Genomic DNA, 15,525 nt, shown 5'->3' with positions numbered 1-15,525 from the left:
TTTTGAGGGTTACACGTCAGGCCCGCCGAAGCACTCTGAGCCGACTATCCCATTCGCCCCGATCCACGTAGCAGCCATGCAGGTGCCGAAAGCCCGTAGACGGGTCAAAAGCTTCGCGTCCGTGCAAAACCCTGCGATTGTCGAACACAACCATTTCGCCTGCGGAAAGTCTGAGGGCGATGCGATAGGCAGGGTCGCGGGTCATTTCCATGAAGCGGCGATAGGCGCGGTAAAAGGCGTTCATGGTGCCGGGCGCAAGATCGAGTATATCGGCCAGATGTGCGTTGAAGCAAATCTCGGACACATCACCGCGCGCGTCCAAGGTGATCACGGATTTGCGGCCTCGAATGTCGGTGTCTGAATCCTGAAACCGGAACGGGATCGTCACCGTTGACAAGATCTCGAATGCCTCTGGGTCTTGGGCCTTCAGGTCGTTCCCGACCGCCACGCCATCGCAGAAGGTTGACCCGCCGCCCTCAGCCTCGTTGCTAAGGAAGTGCAAGAACTGGTAGCCAGGGGGCAATTCCTGGTTGGTCAGGTCGGTATGGAGCGGCAGCGCATCCGACGTATAGGCCAAATTGTTCGGGTTTGGCTTGGACATCACCTCAAACGTCAGGCCGAAATTCGTTTCTCGCAAATGGCCAATTCGACGGGCGATGGCGATCCCCGCATCCTTGTTGTCGGCCAGACCTTCGACGATGGACAAGCCATACCGTTTTGTCACATCAAGCCAGTCGGCCAGTTCACGGCCCCCGGACATGATACCATTCGCGGTGCGGCGCGGAACACCCCCTGCGCCAAGATCGCCGCGCCATGGCGTCGGCGTCAGGTCGGCGGGGTCCGGGCGTGTCTGGCCGGGACGATTTGCCTTGATCCAGTCCAGATCGAAACGACTTTGGGTATCAAGATCGGTCCAGGTTAACAGCAAATTATCTGCATCGATCTTGACGCTTTGGGGTGTGATATCGAGTGGTATGCTGGTCAGGTCAAAAGCGCGTTCGCCGGTTTGCGGATGAAATCCGGCAGGGTCCGTGTCGCGCAGCCAGATATAGGGAAAGGTGCCGACAATGCCGTCAGGCCAACGGATTTCAAGGCCCTCGGCCCCGCGTGTCAGGAGAGGTTGCATGCGTGTTTCCTTGCAGAAGTGTCAGATCAAATGCTTTAGGACGGCGGCCTGCGGGCGGCGGCCACCATCCTTGGACCTTCGCATGAGGATGGCCCGGGAAGCGCCCCAACACTGTAATCATTTTGTCCACAAGGTTCTCATGATGCGCAACGAAAGCACACAAGAGCCTTGCGCCGCAAGCGGTGATGGCCTTGGGCACCGGCAAGGGGCGTTCTTTGCGATCAGTTGCCCGAGGGCGATGCAGGTATGCCCATTCAATCAGTGCAAAACGCGGGGCGATGTGTCGGCTGGCATCGGGAATTCCAGTCACGGAACAAAGCAACCTGCCCAAAAGTCCCGGTTGCCATTCGGGGCTATTTTGCATCGGGTGCTGCATAGCGCGGGTGCTTGTTTGTCCGGCGAAACGAGCAACAGCCAAGCGGTGGGGGCGTTGCCCAACGACTTTGAAAATCGGGCGTCAGTACCGCGTTTTGTTCGCGCATGCAGCACTAAAAGGGAGAGAAAGAAAATGAAAATTCTGACCGCAGCCACACTGGCTTGTTGCCTTGGAGCGCCTGCCATAGCTGCTCCACTTTGCGACGATTTCGGGTTTGCCGGGCTTCTGGCCGGATGTAACCGGGGTGAGCCGATCGAAATCACGCTGTCGTCGGGCGTGCCGCTGGGCGAGGATGTGACCCTTCAATCGGGGGCTTATTACACGTTGGAAATTACAGCAGACGGGTCTGCGGAGCTGGCTCTTACCGGGCCAGAGTTCTTTCGGGCCATCTGGATGAACGAGATCGTCATCAATGACATAGAAATCCGTCCCATGGCCATAGACTCGCTTGAATTTGACGATGCGGGAACGGCAGAGCTTTCGTTTATTGCGATTGTTCCGGGCACACATATCCTGCGGATACCGGGGTCATCCGGCGACACGCAGCAGATCAAGATTTCAATTCAGTAACTTTTTGAGATTCTACAAATGAAATACCTGATATCTGCTCTCGCTTTTTTTGTACTTTCGACACCAGCCGTCGCGTCAAACCAGCCAGACGATATTCCTTCGGAAACAGTCGCGCAAATCATGGAAAAGCTGGACGGCATGAAATGCCAGATGGTCGCTGACGACATAGAATTGGAAGATGGGGTATACGAACTTGACGACGTCATTTGCGAAGGTGGCAACCAATACGACATCAAGCTTGACACTGATCTGAACGAAATTAGCCGCCGCGCCGAATAGCGCGCGTCCCAACAGGAGCAGCCTTTGAAAGCCTTTGCCAGTCTCAACAATCCGCCGCTCGTGCGGAACCTGTTGCGAAGTAGACCGCGGACCAAGCGAGCTAAAGGATGACAAGCGGGCTTTCTGTCAGCACTCTGGCCTATAGCTATGGCAGCAAGGACGCTCTGAAAGGGGTGTCCTTCGATTTGCCAAAGGGCCAGTTTTGCGCGCTGCTTGGGCCGAACGGGGCGGGGAAATCGACCCTTGTTTCCCTGTTGACCCGACTTCTGGTCTCACCGGGGGGAACAATTCAGGTCGCGGGGCATGATTTGCGGCGCACGCCGGGTCCCGCCTTGGGGCGCCTTGGGGTCGTATTTCAGCAACCCACGCTGGACCTGGATCTGACGGTGCGCCAAAATCTGGCTTATTTCGCGGCTCTTCATGGGTTGCCGCGCAAGGGGCTTGCATCGCGGATCGACGCTGCGCTGGCCCGGCTCAACATGGCCGAGCGTGCAGGCGAAAAGGTCCGTGCGCTAAACGGCGGGCACCGCCGCCGTACGGAATTGGCCCGCTCTTTGCTGCATGAACCCGAAGTGCTGCTGCTGGACGAACCGACGGTGGGTTTGGATGCCGCGTCCCGCGCCGGGATCGTCGGCCATGTGCATGATCTGGCCGATCAAGGGCTGTGTGTTCTGTGGACGACCCACTTGACCGACGAGGTGCGCGATACGGATCGGCTTTTGGTGCTGCACGAAGGCAACATCCTTGCAGATGGCATCACAGGCGATATTCGCGGCGTGAGTAACCTGTCCGAATGGTTTCTCGACAAGACGGAGACCGCGTTGTGACTGCGTGGCTCAACGTGCTGCGCGCGATTGTCGGGCGCGAGTTCCTGCGTTTTGTCCATCAGAGGGAACGGTTCTTGTCGGCGTTGGTACGGCCCTTGGTTTGGTTGCTGATCTTTGCGGCGGGTTTTCGGGCTGCGCTGGGTGTATCGATCATCCCGCCCTATCAGACGTATATCACCTATGAGACGTATATCGTGCCGGGCTTGTGCGCGATGATCTTGCTGTTCAACGGGATGCAAAGCTCTCTCAGCTTGGTTTACGATCGCGAAATGGGGTCAATGCGGCTGTTGCTGACCAGCCCCTTGCCGCGCTGGTGGTTATTGCTGTGTCGGCTTCTGGGCTCCAGCGCGATTTCTGTCTTACAGGTTTATGCGTTTCTCGCGATTGCGGCGCTGTTCGGCATCACCATGCCGACATTGGGGTATCTGGCGGCGGTGCCGGGTGTCTTTCTGGGAGGACTTATGCTGGGGGCGCTTGGGCTTGTCTTGTCCAGCTTCATCAAGCAACTGGAAAACTTCGCGGGCGTCATGAACTTTGTGATCTTCCCGATGTTTTTCTTGTCATCCGCGCTGTATCCGCTTTGGAAAATGGCAGAGAGTTCGGAACTGCTGCATGATATCTGCGCTCTGAACCCGTTCACCTATGTGGTCGAACTGATCCGGTTCTTGCTGTATCTGCAATTTAACCTGACCGCTTTATTGGTCGTGATCGGCGCCACGTTGGTCTTTGGAGCTGCGGCTGTTTGGGGGTATGATCCCTCTCGCGGATTGATGAAACGCAAGTCATGACCGAGTCTTCACTCCGGTGCTGAGCCAAGGACGCCAGATGCACATTGCCCTGATAGGAAGCGGCGCAATTTCAGGCTTTGTCCAGAATGGTCTGCGCGGCGGTAATGTTAAGTTGGGCGCGTTCGTGGTCCGCCCCGGCAGGGTGGCAGACATGCGGCGGCGCACACCCCCGCAGGTCGATGTTGTTTCGTCTGTCGATGAGCTGTCCAGTCATATCGGTCACGTGGTCGACTGTGCCGGTCACGCGGCGCTTGCGGAACATGGGCCAACTGCATTGCGCGCCGGGAAATGCCTGACGACTGTTTCGCTGGGGGCGCTTGCCAACCCTGACGTCTATGCAGACCTGCGCAATGCGGCCCTTGACGGTGGAAGTCGGCTTTACTTGGCCAGTGGTGCAATTGGCGCTTTGGACGCTTTGCGCGCCGCGCGGCGTGGTCAGCTTAGAAGGGTCACCTATACCGGGCGGAAACCTTTGGCTGGGTGGCGGGGCTCGCCGGCTGAAGAGGTTATTGATTTTGGCAATCCCCCTGCGACAGCCGTTACGCATTTTTCCGGAACGGCCCGCGATGCGGCTTTGCGCTATCCCAAGAATGCGAATGTGGCGGCGGCTGTTGCCCTGTCCGGGCTGGGGTTTGACCGCACCGAAGTTCAGCTTGTGGCCGACCCGGATGCGACGTCCAACATTCACGAAATCCATGCCCAAGGCGATTTCGGCACCCTTGAGTTTCGTGTCTCGGGGGCTGGCCTGCCAGACAATCCCCGGACCTCTGCCCTGGCTGCGCTAAGCGTACTTGCCGCAATTGTTGATGGACAAGAGCCGATTGCCTTTTGACCGGCGCGCGATTGCTGTCTTGCCCTTTTCTGCCATCGGTTGCATGTCTCGCCCATGCAAAAGGGAAAACCAATGGATCCGATCCACGCCATCGGCGATATTCACGGTCAGCTAGGTCAACTTGAAACGGCCCTTGAAGCCATTGAACGTTTCGGGGAACCGGCTGCGCCGATTGTTTTCCTGGGCGACTATGTAGATCGCGGCCCGTCGTCCCGCGCCGTGATCGAAATGCTGATGCAAGGCCAGAAAGACGGCAAACCTTGGACTTGTCTGATGGGCAATCATGACCGCTACATCGGACGCTTCCTTGGTAACCCGAAATACGACGATCCAAATACCTCGCGCCCGCTTCTTTGGACCGATACGCCGCTTGGCGGGCGCAAAACGCTGGCGTCTTATGGCGTGGACGTGTCCGAAGATCGCCCGCTGAAGGATATTCACCAAGATGCGCTGGAGGCGGTTCCAGCAGACCATCTGGCTTGGATTGCCGCATTGCCAAGGTATCACGAGACGGACAGTCAGATTTTTGTGCATGCAGGTCTGAGGCCCGGTGTCCCGCTGACAAAGCAAAAAGAGGATGATCTGATCTGGATTCGTGATCCTTTTCTTGGCAGCGACCACGACTGGGGGCGGCTTGTTGTACACGGTCACACGGCGCTGGATCGTCCGCAGTTATATTTCAACCGTCTCAACCTTGATGGCGGGGCCGGGTATGGCCGTCCTTTGTTGCCCGCTTTGATCGAAGGGCGCACCGTATCGTTATTGGATGACGGTGGCCGAAATAGGCTGGTTGTCGACCTGGCTTCGGGTTCCTGACGGCAGCAGATCGCATCGGTTTACCACGAAGTTGCGCAAGGCGGTTGCTCGCCGCGCTGGATACCCGCATGCTTTGCACGGGCAAGGGAACAGGAGCACGGCATGGACAAGTCCGGGATTTTCATTGGCGGCGGCGGAGCTGAGCAGGACACAGCGCAAGTTCTGCACCTCGATCTGGCGAACCGGCACGGGCTGGTAACCGGGGCAACCGGAACCGGCAAGACAGTCACCATGCAGATCCTTGCCGAAGGGTTTTCGGCTGCAGGCGTCCCGGTGTTCATGGCCGATGTGAAGGGGGACGTTTCGGGTCTCTCACAGGCGGGGACACCAAAAGACTTTCTGTTTTCCCGCGCTGAAAAAATCGCCCTGACTGACTATGAGTTGAAGGCATTTCCCGTCGTGCTTTGGGATCTCTTTGGCGCGGATGGGCACCCTGTGCGCACGACGATTACGGATATTGGCCCGCTTTTGCTATCCCAGATGCTTGACCTGACAGAGGTCCAGGAAGGGGTTCTGACAATCGCCTTTGCCGTTGCCGATGACGAAGATCTCGCGCTTCTGGATTTGGAAGATCTGCGTGCCATGCTGGTCTGGCTGGACGAAAACGCGCCCGACATCAAGGCGCGGTACGGCAACGTATCTTCTGCCTCTATTGGCGCGATCCAACGGGCGCTTTTGGTGCTGGAAAACGAAGGCGCCGCAGGGTTTCTGGGCGAGCCGGCGCTTGATCTTGCAGACATGATGGCCACCGATGGCGGTTTGGGCCGCATCAACGTGTTAATGGCGAACAAGCTGATGTCGTCGCCTCGGCTTTACGCCATGTTCTTGTTGTGGCTGTTGTCCGAACTCTTCGAAACGCTGCCCGAAATTGGAAACCCGGACAAACCAGTGTTGGTGTTCTTCTTCGACGAGGCACATTTGCTGTTCGATACCGCCCCAAAGGCTTTGATAGATAGGATCGAACAGGTTGTTCGGCTCATCCGGTCCAAGGGTGTCGGGGTCTATTTCGTCACACAAAATCCAGACGACGTTCCGCCCGATGTGCTGAGCCAGTTGGGCAATCGCATCCAGCATGCGCTTCGGGCATTTACGCCCCGCGATGCCAAGGCGCTTAGGCTGGCGTCCGAAACCTTCCGCCCCAATCCTGATTTTGACACGGAAGAGGCCATTCGCAGCGTTGGCACTGGCGAAGCGGTCACGTCAATGCTGGAAAAGAAAGCTGTGCCGGGGATCGCACAGCGCACCTTGATCCGGCCGCCCTGTTCGCGAATGGGACCGTTGACCAAACCAGAGCGCGCGGCGGTGATCGCGGCCTCGCCGTTGGCCGGCAAATATGAGGCGGCAATCAACCGCGAGAGTGCCCAAGAGAAATTGGCGGCCCGCGCCGAAGCCGCAGCCGTCGAAACGCGCCGCGCAGAGGAAGCCGCACAAGAGACGAAAGATGCCTTTGCAGAGTTTAACAAAGCGCGTCGGTACAAACCCCCGATGCCGAAGCGTACCCAGTCAAAACGGCGCGGCCCAAGTTTGACCGATGCGCTGGCCAAGACCGTGGTCAAGCAACTCAACTCCCGAGAAGGGCAGAAACTGGTGCGCGGTATCTTGGGCAGTCTGTTTCGAAGCCGATAGGTCAGATCGCAAGTGGCAGTGGCCGTTTTTTTGCCCGCAGCGGCCCGCGCCAGACTTTGTGCGTCCAGCTTAACCCGTTGCGGAGGATACGGCCGTCGATCTGAGTTGGAATGCGTTCCAGTCCGGTATCGCGAAGATGAAAGTTCATCCCATCCTTGCCGGGCTGTGCCATGCCTTCAAACATCGCATCGCCATTGGGGCGGAGCAAGACCATGCGCAGGCCGTCGGCCACCGGCTGAGTAAGCACTAACCACCGCAGGGTCCAGTGCGCTGCGTTTCCGGCCTGTGTCACCATGCTTGCAGCGATCCATTCGCGTGCCATGACGGCCTTCGGGATGTCGTTTTGATCCAAACTGTCGTTCAAGAGCAGAGTGAAGCGTGTTTTCCCACATGTGTACCCAAGGCCAAGCTTTGCACTGGGTGCCATGGAAAACAGCGGCCCTGATAGCCCGGCATGCACCGCTGCAAGCGACTTTCGATCCAGTGGTTCTGCTTTTGCCTCGGCCCACTCCAATCCAAAGGCTTTGCCATAATCCGGGCTGACCAGACCCGGTTCGCGTGCGGCGATTGCGGCGGTTGCAAGGGCAAGCTGTCGTGCCTCTGCGGCGTTTTCCGGTTCCAGATCACGCAATAGCCGAAACGCGCTGGCTGAGCCGACTTGCGCCAGGGATTTCAAAACACGGCTCCGAAAGGGGCCGCGCGCTTGCCGCAGGGCTGCGATCAGCGGTCGCTCTGCCATGTCGGTCGATAGCGCGCCGAGATAGCTCGCTGCAGCCAACCTTTCCGATGGATCTGCGGTTTCATCAACCAAAAGCCGGCCCAGAATATCTGCTGTATCGCGTTGCAAAGGTGCAGAACGCGCAAGCGCGGCAAGGGCGCGTTTGCGGTCGATCAGCGCATCCGGTCCCTTTGATTGCTTCTGTCCCAAAAGTGCGGCCAGCCGCGCGGCATCTGCTTTCTTCAGAACGGCTGTTTTGCGCAACACGATATGGTCAGCCCCGACGACGCGCTTGAGATCGGCGGATAGCGCGGATTTAGCTGTCTCTCTTTGTACCATCGCTCTGGCCTCCTTAGCAGGGGTTTCGCACAAAGCAGCTGTCTTTCATCCGGTCGCCCTGATCGGATGTCAGATCGGTGCTGGTGCTGTTCAGTTCGCCGATGCCGTCATTGTTTGAATCGACGCCCATCAAGTTGGTGATGGTCGTGAAATGGCGCAGCCTGAGATAGTGCCCGACCTCATGCGCCAAAAGAATGCCGGTAAAGTCGTCGCTGTTCGAGATTTCCAACACTGCGCCGGTGCGGACCTTGTCCTGGTCCTTGTTGCAAGGTCCGTCGCTATTGCTCCAGCCGCCGGCATCGGTGACGTTCGACACCCAGAACACATCAATTCCGTCATTATCGCCCGACCAATCATTGGTCAGGTCCGTGGCTTCGCTGCCATCAACCGTGGAATACCCGCCCGCTTGCGCAACAGGAATGTAACTCCAATAGATACGTCGCACACCAAGCCCGACTTGGGCATAGATTTCGCGCATTCGGTCGATCCCGGCTTGAATGCGTTGGCAATTGGCTTGTGTGAACTGCCCGCCATACCCCGGCTCGTGTGCTACAAGTATGACCGATAAATTGATTGCTTGCCCGCGTATGTTCGAGATGTGGGAAAGCAATCGTAACTCACGGTTTATGGCCCCGTGCGGATACCCGTAAATGCCAGCGCGCACGGAAAAATCACCAGTAACATCAAGGCAAGAGGCTGCAAGACTTCGAAGGCTGACCGACATGGGATGGCTCCGATCTGTTTTGAGGAATAAGTCAGGTTAGGCAGACGATCATGTCCACCAGGCCAGTTCCGTCCGGCAGCCCGGTCATGGCCTTGCCGATGATTGCGCCAGCGGCATCGGGTCCTGTGCGCATTGCGCAGCCTGTCGTCGCCGATGTGGTCAAAAGATCACCCGCCCTGATTGCGCCTTTGCGCGCGTCAACACGGCACGAGACCTTTCCAACCATAGCGATCGGAACACGGCGCCCGTCATCGACTTCGCGGTGATCCATGATGATGCCGGGCTTGTAGTTTCCGCCGCCTGCAACAACGCCGATCACCCGCGTATCCTGTTCTGTACAGCAGGGTTGAAGCGTCCCATTCGGGCCAAGAACCATAACCGTTCCGGCATCGGCAAGAACGGCCGCGTCCACGTCGAACTGCTCGGCCAAGTCGGCGTTGCGCAGAATGATGTCGCCGCTGCCGCCGTTCAGGTGAATGGATTCATTGCCAGCATCGTCGCGGCAAATGATGTCCCCCTCATTGCCCGCGGCCCCGACACGCAAGACCGCGTAATTTGCGTCGAATTGCATCACCTCACGATCCGCCGCATCACGGACGCTGATGTCGCCTTCGTTTCCGGCAGTGCCAATACGAAGCACCGCGTTCTCGGCGTTGAAGTGAAAGACCTCGCGGTTTGATGCGTCGCGGATCGCAAGATCACCTTCGTTTCCCGTGCTCCCGATGCGGACCCATGCGTTGTTTCCATCAACGTGGAACACCTCCCGGTTGGCCCCATCGCGTACGATTAGATCGCCTTCGTTGCCGGTGGAGCCGATCCTCATCACAGCGTAATTAGCATCGAATTGCAGAACCTCGCGGTTCGCAGAGTCGCGAATGCTCAGGTCCCCCTCATTGCCGGTGCTTCCGATCCTGAGGGATGCGTTTGCTGCGTTGAAATGCAGAACGTCGCGGTTTGAGCCGTCGCGCACCACCAGATCACCTTCGTTTCCGGTTGTTCCAACAGTCAAAGTCGCTGAATGGCCCCGAAATTCAAGCGCTGGTTGCCCCGCGCCGTCGCGCACGGTGACATCGCCGGCATTGCCGGATGCCCCGACCTGAAGCGTGGCATTGCTGCTTTGCATGTTCATGACCGTGCGGCCGGCACTGTCGCGCACCTCAAGATCGCCGCCATTGCCATTGGTTCCAAGCCGCAGAACTGCCGTAGCACCTGCAAGACTGATCGTGTCGCGATCTGAAGCGTCATGCAGGCTCAGATCGCCTGCATTGCCATTGTTCCCGATGCGTTGGATCGCGCCCAGACCGTCAAGGCGCAAGGCTTCTGTTCCGTCTGGAGCAAGGATGATCAAACTGCCCGGCAGACCCGCACCGCCAGCCGTCACCCCGGCTGATGTGCCGGAAATAGAAACGGTTGTGTCGGATGCGTCGTTCTGGGCTTGAAAGCCGTCGGACGAAATCGGGGCCATGGTGGTTCTCCCTCTGGTGTCAAAAACACGAAATTACGGAGCGATCCCACAGGGCCGATGCTTTTGGGCCTCATGGGGATTACGCAACGTTAACGTGTTTTCGTGTACAGACTTAGTCGGGAAAACCGGACTGGAAATTCACCCTGAGGGTGAGTCGCCGAGTTGCTCAGTTCGGCGTATTGACCCCCATGGATTGAAGATACTTCTTAACGCCGCGCGCGGCCTGTCGGATGCGGTGTTCGTTTTCAACCATTGCGATGCGCACGAACCCTTCGCCGTTTTCGCCATACCCGACACCTGCGGCTACAGCGACTTTTGCGTGGGTCAGCAACTGCTTTGAAAACTCAAGGCTGCCCATATGTGCCAAGGCTGGCGGAATTGGGGCCCATGCAAACATCGACGCAGGTGGGGCAGGAATGTCCCATCCAGCCCGTCCGAAGCTTTCAATCAGAACGTCGCGGCGGGCGTGATACCGTTTTCGATTTTCTTCAACGACGTCCTGGGGGCCATTCAAAGCCGCGCAGGCGGCGGCCTGTATCGGTGTAAACGCCCCGTAGTCGAGATACGATTTCACACGGGTCATAGCGTCAACCAACGTGGGGTTGCCGACCGCGAAACCGATCCGCCATCCCGCCATGCTGTAGGTTTTGCTCAGGGATGTGAACTCGATCGCGACGTCCTTGGCGCCCTTTGCCTGAAGGATCGAAACCGTGGGTTTGCCATTATAGTAAAGTTCAGAATAGGCCAGATCGCTGATGATCCATAGTCCGTGGTCTTTGGCAAACGCGACGACACGTTCATAGAACGCCAAGTCAACCGTTTCAGCGGTCGGGTTGGACGGATAGTTCATCACAAGGATCTTTGGCCTTGGCACCGTATACGCCATAGCCCGATCCAGGCTTTCGAAATACGCCTCGTCCGGGGTCGTCGGCACCGATCGGATCGCAGCTCCGGCGATGATAAAGCCAAACGTGTGGATCGGATAAGACGGGTTTGGGGCCATAACCACATCACCGGGCTCGGTGATTGCTGTGGCCAAACTGGCAAGCCCTTCCTTTGAACCCAAGGTCACAACGACTTCGCGGTCTGGGTCCACCTCCACACCAAACCTGCGCGCATAGTAATCTGCTTGCGCCCGGCGAAGCCCGGGGATGCCGCGCGATTGGGAATAGCCGTGGGCATCGGGCTTGCGGGCCACCTCAACCAGTTTGTCGATGACGTGTTGGGGAGGGGGCATGTCAGGATTGCCCATACCAAGGTCGATCACGTCTTCGCCCGCGGTCCGCGCTGTCGCCCGCATCGCGTTGACCTCTGCGATGACGTAGGGTGGCAGGCGTCTCATGCGGTAAAATTCTTCGGACATGGCTCTCTCGGGGGTTTTAGGGCGGATCAGGATTCGTTTGCGCGCCACCTTCGTGCAAAAGGCAGGGTCAGCGCAACGGCGAAGGCGACCATCGCGGCTGATCGGGTGCTGGTCCATGTGGCAGGTTGCCGATTATTGCCCGAAATTGCAGTGCCAATCGCGTGGACTGGACAAACCTTATTTAATGTACCATACAGTATGCTAATTGTTCCATCACGGCAGTCCCATGCAACCAACTGTAAAACGAAGTCGCGGTCGTCCGCGAAAGGCCCCAGAGGATCAGCCGTCGCGTGCGGCCCTGATCCGGGCCGGGCTCGTGCACCTGACGGAACGCGGGTACAGTTCTGTCGGCGTTGACGAAATCGTCGCGGCGGCCGGTGTTACCAAGGGCAGCTTCTATCATCACTTCGCGTCCAAAGCGGATTTTGGGGCAGTCTTGATCGATGCCTATGGGGCGTATTTTCAGGATCGACTGACCAAATGCCTCGCGCGCGAAGGCCTTTCTGCCCCTGAACGTCTGCGTGCTTTTGCCGACGATGCCGAGGCGGGGATGGCCCGCCATCAGTTCACGCGCGGCTGCCTGGTCGGAAATTTGGGCCAAGAAATGGCGTCGCTGCCAGAGCCGTACCGCGCTCAATTGGTCGGGGTTCTTCGCAATTGGCAACGGATTACCGCCCAATGTCTGCGCGATGGCCAACAAAACGGTGAGATTGGCGCGCACCATGACCCCGATACCCTTGCAGCGGTCTTTTGGACCAGCTGGGAGGGGGCCGTTCTGCGCGCGCGCCTTGAAAGACAACCAGAGCCGCTCAGGCAGGTCGCGACTGCCTTTTTGCAGTTCGCATCACAGTAATATTGAAGGAGACAGGCATGACCAAAGCAATCCAGATCGACAAGACGGACGAAGGCCAAACCGTTACGGTTACAGATGTCACATTCGAACCACTGGCAGAGGGGGACGTGGCGGTCGACGTCGCGTATTCCACATTGAACTACAAAGACGCGCTGGCAATCACTGGCGCTGCGCCGGTTGTGCGTAAGTTCCCAATGGTGCCCGGTGTCGACTTTTCCGGCATCGTCCGCGAGAGCAAGCATCCTGAATTCAAGGCAGGCGACCGTGTCGTTCTGAATGGATGGGGCGTTGGCGAAAAGCACTGGGGCGGTTTGGCCGGATTGGCGCAGGTCAAAGCCGACTGGCTGGTGCACCTTCCCGATAGCATTTCGTTACGACAGGCAATGGCCATCGGGACTGCCGGATACACGGCCATGCTGTGCGTCATGGCGTTGCAGGCAAATGGCCTGACACCGGACAAGGGCGAGGTTGTCGTAACCGGTGCCACGGGCGGCGTGGGCAGCGTGGCCATCGCCCTGTTGGCGGCCAGTGGATTCACGGTTGCTGCCGTGACCGGCCGTGCCAGCGAAGAGCCCTATCTGCGAAGCCTCGGCGCATCATCCATCGTGGATCGTGAAGAATTGGCCGGAAAGGCGCGCCCGTTGAACAAGGAACGCTGGGCCGGCGCGATTGACGTCGTCGGTGGCGCGGTTTTGGCGAATGTCATTTCGATGATGCAATATCGCGGCATCGTTGCGGCCTGCGGGCTGGCTGGCGGAATGGATTTGCCCACGTCGGTCGCCCCTTTCATTTTGCGCGGGGTTACGTTGGCAGGTGTCGATAGCGTGATGTGCCCGCAGGCCGATCGCGTGGGCGCATGGAAGCGACTGGCAAGCGACCTTGATTTCACAAAGCTTGAAGAAATGGTGTCCGAAGTTGCCCTTGAAGACGTCGTCGCAACGGCACCGAAGTTTCTGGAAGGTCAGGTGAAAGGGCGCATTGTTGTGCCCGTTGCACCTGATCTGAACTGAAGCAGGGGCGGGGGTATGGCTGACACAGGTCTTCCCATTGTGGCGGAAACTTCCACGGCGTCTGAATTGCGGCTCAGTGATTGCCCCAATTGGGTGTATTTGCTGCAAGAGTTTCAGGAAATCTATAGCCGTGGGTCCGCTGGCGGCAGCAAGGCGATCCGGTCGCATCGCAAGAAGATACGCGAAGCGTTGTCGCAAGTCATGGATTGCAATCCTACGGTTCAGCCCCGACAGGCCGTGCTCAAACCTGTGGTTGCCCATTTGCCGCGCGCCTTCGATCTGTCGTCGCGCGGTACGATGTCGGGTATGGGCCGGGCGTTGGAACGCGCGTCCAATGAATTGAGTTGGGAATATGGCTATCAACGGGTTCCGGCGCATCTGGCCAAGAAATATGCCTATTGTGAAGTGCTGGGTCCACGCGGCCCAGTCGTTTCAGAGCGGCTCACCTTGGGGTTTGTCCTGTTTGCACCGCGCACCACGTATCCTCAACACAGTCACGTCGATATTGAAGAAAGCTATATCTCGGTTGCCGGTGCATGGTCAGAGAACGAGTTTGCCGTTTTCGCGCCAGGCTCGTTGATCTTGAACAAGCCTGGGCATGAACATCGGATCACGACCGGCGATAATGATCCTTGCCTTTTGGCCTATGCGTGGGTTGGTCCAAGCGGAAAACTGACAGAGCCAAGTATGAAATTCACAAAGACTCGCAAGCGTATGGAACAGGGCATCTAGGCCACTGCTGCATTGCGCCCGGGAAATGAAACAGGCGGCCGGGGGACCCGACCGCCTGTGTACTGAAGTTCAAACTCGTAAAAAACAGGGTCGGCTTAACACGCCACTTGGTAAGAACTTGCGTTTGGAACTAGGTAAAAAGTGTCACTCGTTAAAGACTGGGAAACCACACTTGGGGTATGGGGACTCGGTAATCTGGGGAACTCGTCAACTTGGCTTTTGGTCACTCGGAAACAACGCACACACTCGGGTAACTCAGTACGCAGCCTTGTCGGTCAGCAGCGCGAGCGGCGTCACGATCAGGATCTTCAGGTCCAGCGCCAGCGACCAATCACGGATGTAATCCAGGTCGAGCGAAGCGCGGCGGGCCATTTTGTTCAGGGTTTCGGTTTCGCCGCGGGCGTTGTTCACCTGGGCCCAACCGGTCATGCCGGGCTTCACGGCGTAGCGGGCCATGTAGTTGGTGATCTGCGGCGCATAGAATTCGTCATGTGCAACAGCGTGGGGGCGCGGGCCAACCAGGGACATGTGGCCAAGCAGAACGTTCAGCAGCTGCGGCAGCTCGTCGATGGATGTTTTGCGCAGGAAGGCGCCAACCCGTGTGATGCGTGCGTCGCCGCGGCGGGCCTGGGCCAGGCCTGCACCCACTGTCATCGAGCGGAACTTGAAGATGCGGAAGACTTTGCCGTTCAGGCCGGTGCGGTCTTGCAGGAACAGAACCGGGCCGCGGCTTTCAAGGCGGATCGCGATGGCGACGATGACGAGCACTGGCAGCAGCAGCAAAATGGCGACCAGAGCGATGGTGCGGTCCATTGCGTCTTTTGCAATGACCTGAAGGTTGGTCGACGCGGCGGCGAATGTTTGAGCTGTGTTTGTCATGTCGGCATCTCCAGATCGGCGTGTCAATTTATCTGCCACCAAATTGCCTGAAGCGGGTCTGGAACGCATCTGAGCGTAGGGTTAGGGAAAGCGAGATAAAGGTTAGGACGCGCCATTAACGATCTTCTATTGCGCCGAACGAAGCTCGAAAGGGAGGCCGAAATTGCGTTTCGAATACGGCACTACGCCTTTAGGATAGGGG

At 58.1% G+C, this 15,525-nt stretch carries 16 protein-coding genes; 10 read left to right on the top strand and 6 right to left on the bottom strand.

Translation table 11 applies throughout. The annotated features are described in order from the left end of the window. Window positions 1-16 precede the first annotated feature (16 nt). Entirely contained in the window at window positions 17-1,126 is a 1,110-nt protein-coding gene (locus E2L05_RS03240; protein ID WP_133341464.1) for a TauD/TfdA family dioxygenase, read from the bottom strand. A 508-nt stretch (window positions 1,127-1,634) separates the two neighbouring features. Between E2L05_RS03240 and E2L05_RS03235 the strand changes: the two genes are divergently transcribed. The 7 genes from E2L05_RS03235 (at window position 1,635) to E2L05_RS03205 (ending at window position 7,240) form a co-directional block, all read left to right on the top strand. Beyond that, window positions 1,635-2,072 (top strand): hypothetical protein, encoded by a 438-nt coding sequence (locus E2L05_RS03235; RefSeq protein ID WP_133341463.1) that lies wholly within the window; start codon window positions 1,635-1,637, stop codon window positions 2,070-2,072. An 18-nt stretch (window positions 2,073-2,090) separates the two neighbouring features. Further along, complete coding sequence (locus E2L05_RS03230) at window positions 2,091-2,351, top strand: PepSY domain-containing protein (protein WP_133341462.1); 261 nt, start codon at window positions 2,091-2,093, stop codon at window positions 2,349-2,351. A gap of 107 nt (window positions 2,352-2,458) precedes the next feature. Continuing rightward, a complete protein-coding gene (locus tag E2L05_RS03225) occupies window positions 2,459-3,178 on the top strand; it encodes an ABC transporter ATP-binding protein (RefSeq protein WP_133341461.1) in 720 nt (239 codons plus the stop codon). Beyond that, the gene (locus E2L05_RS03220) at window positions 3,175-3,966 is read left to right on the top strand and encodes an ABC transporter permease (protein WP_243721846.1); all 792 of its coding nucleotides are present in this window, start codon (window positions 3,175-3,177) and stop codon (window positions 3,964-3,966) included. Before E2L05_RS03225 ends, E2L05_RS03220 begins: the two co-directional genes overlap by 4 nt. Window positions 3,967-4,003: 37 nt before the next feature. Then, the gene (locus E2L05_RS03215) at window positions 4,004-4,798 is read left to right on the top strand and encodes an aspartate dehydrogenase (RefSeq protein WP_133341459.1); all 795 of its coding nucleotides are present in this window, start codon (window positions 4,004-4,006) and stop codon (window positions 4,796-4,798) included. A gap of 72 nt (window positions 4,799-4,870) precedes the next feature. Next, window positions 4,871-5,614, top strand: a complete 744-nt coding sequence (locus E2L05_RS03210) for a metallophosphoesterase family protein (RefSeq protein ID WP_133341458.1) — start codon at window positions 4,871-4,873, stop codon at window positions 5,612-5,614. A gap of 102 nt (window positions 5,615-5,716) precedes the next feature. Then, entirely contained in the window at window positions 5,717-7,240 is a 1,524-nt protein-coding gene (locus tag E2L05_RS03205; protein ID WP_133341457.1) for a helicase HerA-like domain-containing protein, read from the top strand. A 1-nt stretch (window position 7,241) separates the two neighbouring features. Here the strand turns inward: E2L05_RS03205 and E2L05_RS03200 are convergent, their stop codons facing one another. The 4 genes from E2L05_RS03200 to E2L05_RS03185 form a co-directional block, all read right to left on the bottom strand. Further along, window positions 7,242-8,297 (bottom strand): HEAT repeat domain-containing protein, encoded by a 1,056-nt coding sequence (locus E2L05_RS03200; RefSeq protein ID WP_133341456.1) that lies wholly within the window; start codon window positions 8,295-8,297, stop codon window positions 7,242-7,244. A 13-nt stretch (window positions 8,298-8,310) separates the two neighbouring features. After that, a complete protein-coding gene (locus tag E2L05_RS03195) occupies window positions 8,311-9,021 on the bottom strand; it encodes a hypothetical protein (RefSeq protein WP_133341455.1) in 711 nt (236 codons plus the stop codon). A 31-nt stretch (window positions 9,022-9,052) separates the two neighbouring features. Then, the gene (locus E2L05_RS03190) at window positions 9,053-10,486 is read right to left on the bottom strand and encodes a hypothetical protein (protein WP_133341454.1); all 1,434 of its coding nucleotides are present in this window, start codon (window positions 10,484-10,486) and stop codon (window positions 9,053-9,055) included. 166 nt (window positions 10,487-10,652) lie between these two features. Further along, the gene (locus tag E2L05_RS03185) at window positions 10,653-11,849 is read right to left on the bottom strand and encodes an LL-diaminopimelate aminotransferase (protein ID WP_133341453.1); all 1,197 of its coding nucleotides are present in this window, start codon (window positions 11,847-11,849) and stop codon (window positions 10,653-10,655) included. 226 nt (window positions 11,850-12,075) lie between these two features. On the opposite strand from E2L05_RS03185, the gene acuR reads away from it, so the two are divergent. Genes acuR through E2L05_RS03170 form a run of 3 tightly spaced genes read left to right on the top strand, consistent with a single transcriptional unit; the run spans window position 12,076 to window position 14,444 of the window. After that, window positions 12,076-12,702: an acrylate utilization transcriptional regulator AcuR gene (gene acuR / locus E2L05_RS03180; RefSeq protein ID WP_133341452.1), complete on the top strand. Its 627-nt coding sequence runs from the start codon at window positions 12,076-12,078 to the stop codon at window positions 12,700-12,702. Window positions 12,703-12,719: 17 nt separating this feature from the next. Beyond that, window positions 12,720-13,712: an acrylyl-CoA reductase (NADPH) gene (gene acuI, locus E2L05_RS03175; protein ID WP_133341451.1), complete on the top strand. Its 993-nt coding sequence runs from the start codon at window positions 12,720-12,722 to the stop codon at window positions 13,710-13,712. A 15-nt stretch (window positions 13,713-13,727) separates the two neighbouring features. Continuing rightward, the gene (locus E2L05_RS03170) at window positions 13,728-14,444 is read left to right on the top strand and encodes a dimethylsulfonioproprionate lyase family protein (protein ID WP_133341450.1); all 717 of its coding nucleotides are present in this window, start codon (window positions 13,728-13,730) and stop codon (window positions 14,442-14,444) included. Between the two features lie 255 nt (window positions 14,445-14,699). Here the strand turns inward: E2L05_RS03170 and E2L05_RS03165 are convergent, their stop codons facing one another. Beyond that, on the bottom strand, window positions 14,700-15,323 hold the full coding sequence (locus tag E2L05_RS03165) for an exopolysaccharide biosynthesis polyprenyl glycosylphosphotransferase (RefSeq protein ID WP_165971676.1): 624 nt from the start codon (window positions 15,321-15,323) through the stop codon (window positions 14,700-14,702). Between the last annotated feature and the right edge of the window lie 202 nt (window positions 15,324-15,525).

This window comes from Meridianimarinicoccus aquatilis, assembly GCF_004358675.1.
In the GTDB taxonomy this organism is placed as follows: domain Bacteria; phylum Pseudomonadota; class Alphaproteobacteria; order Rhodobacterales; family Rhodobacteraceae; genus Meridianimarinicoccus; species Meridianimarinicoccus aquatilis.
Note: the sequence above shows the minus strand (reverse complement) of the source record. Positions and strands in the feature narration are given on the sequence as shown.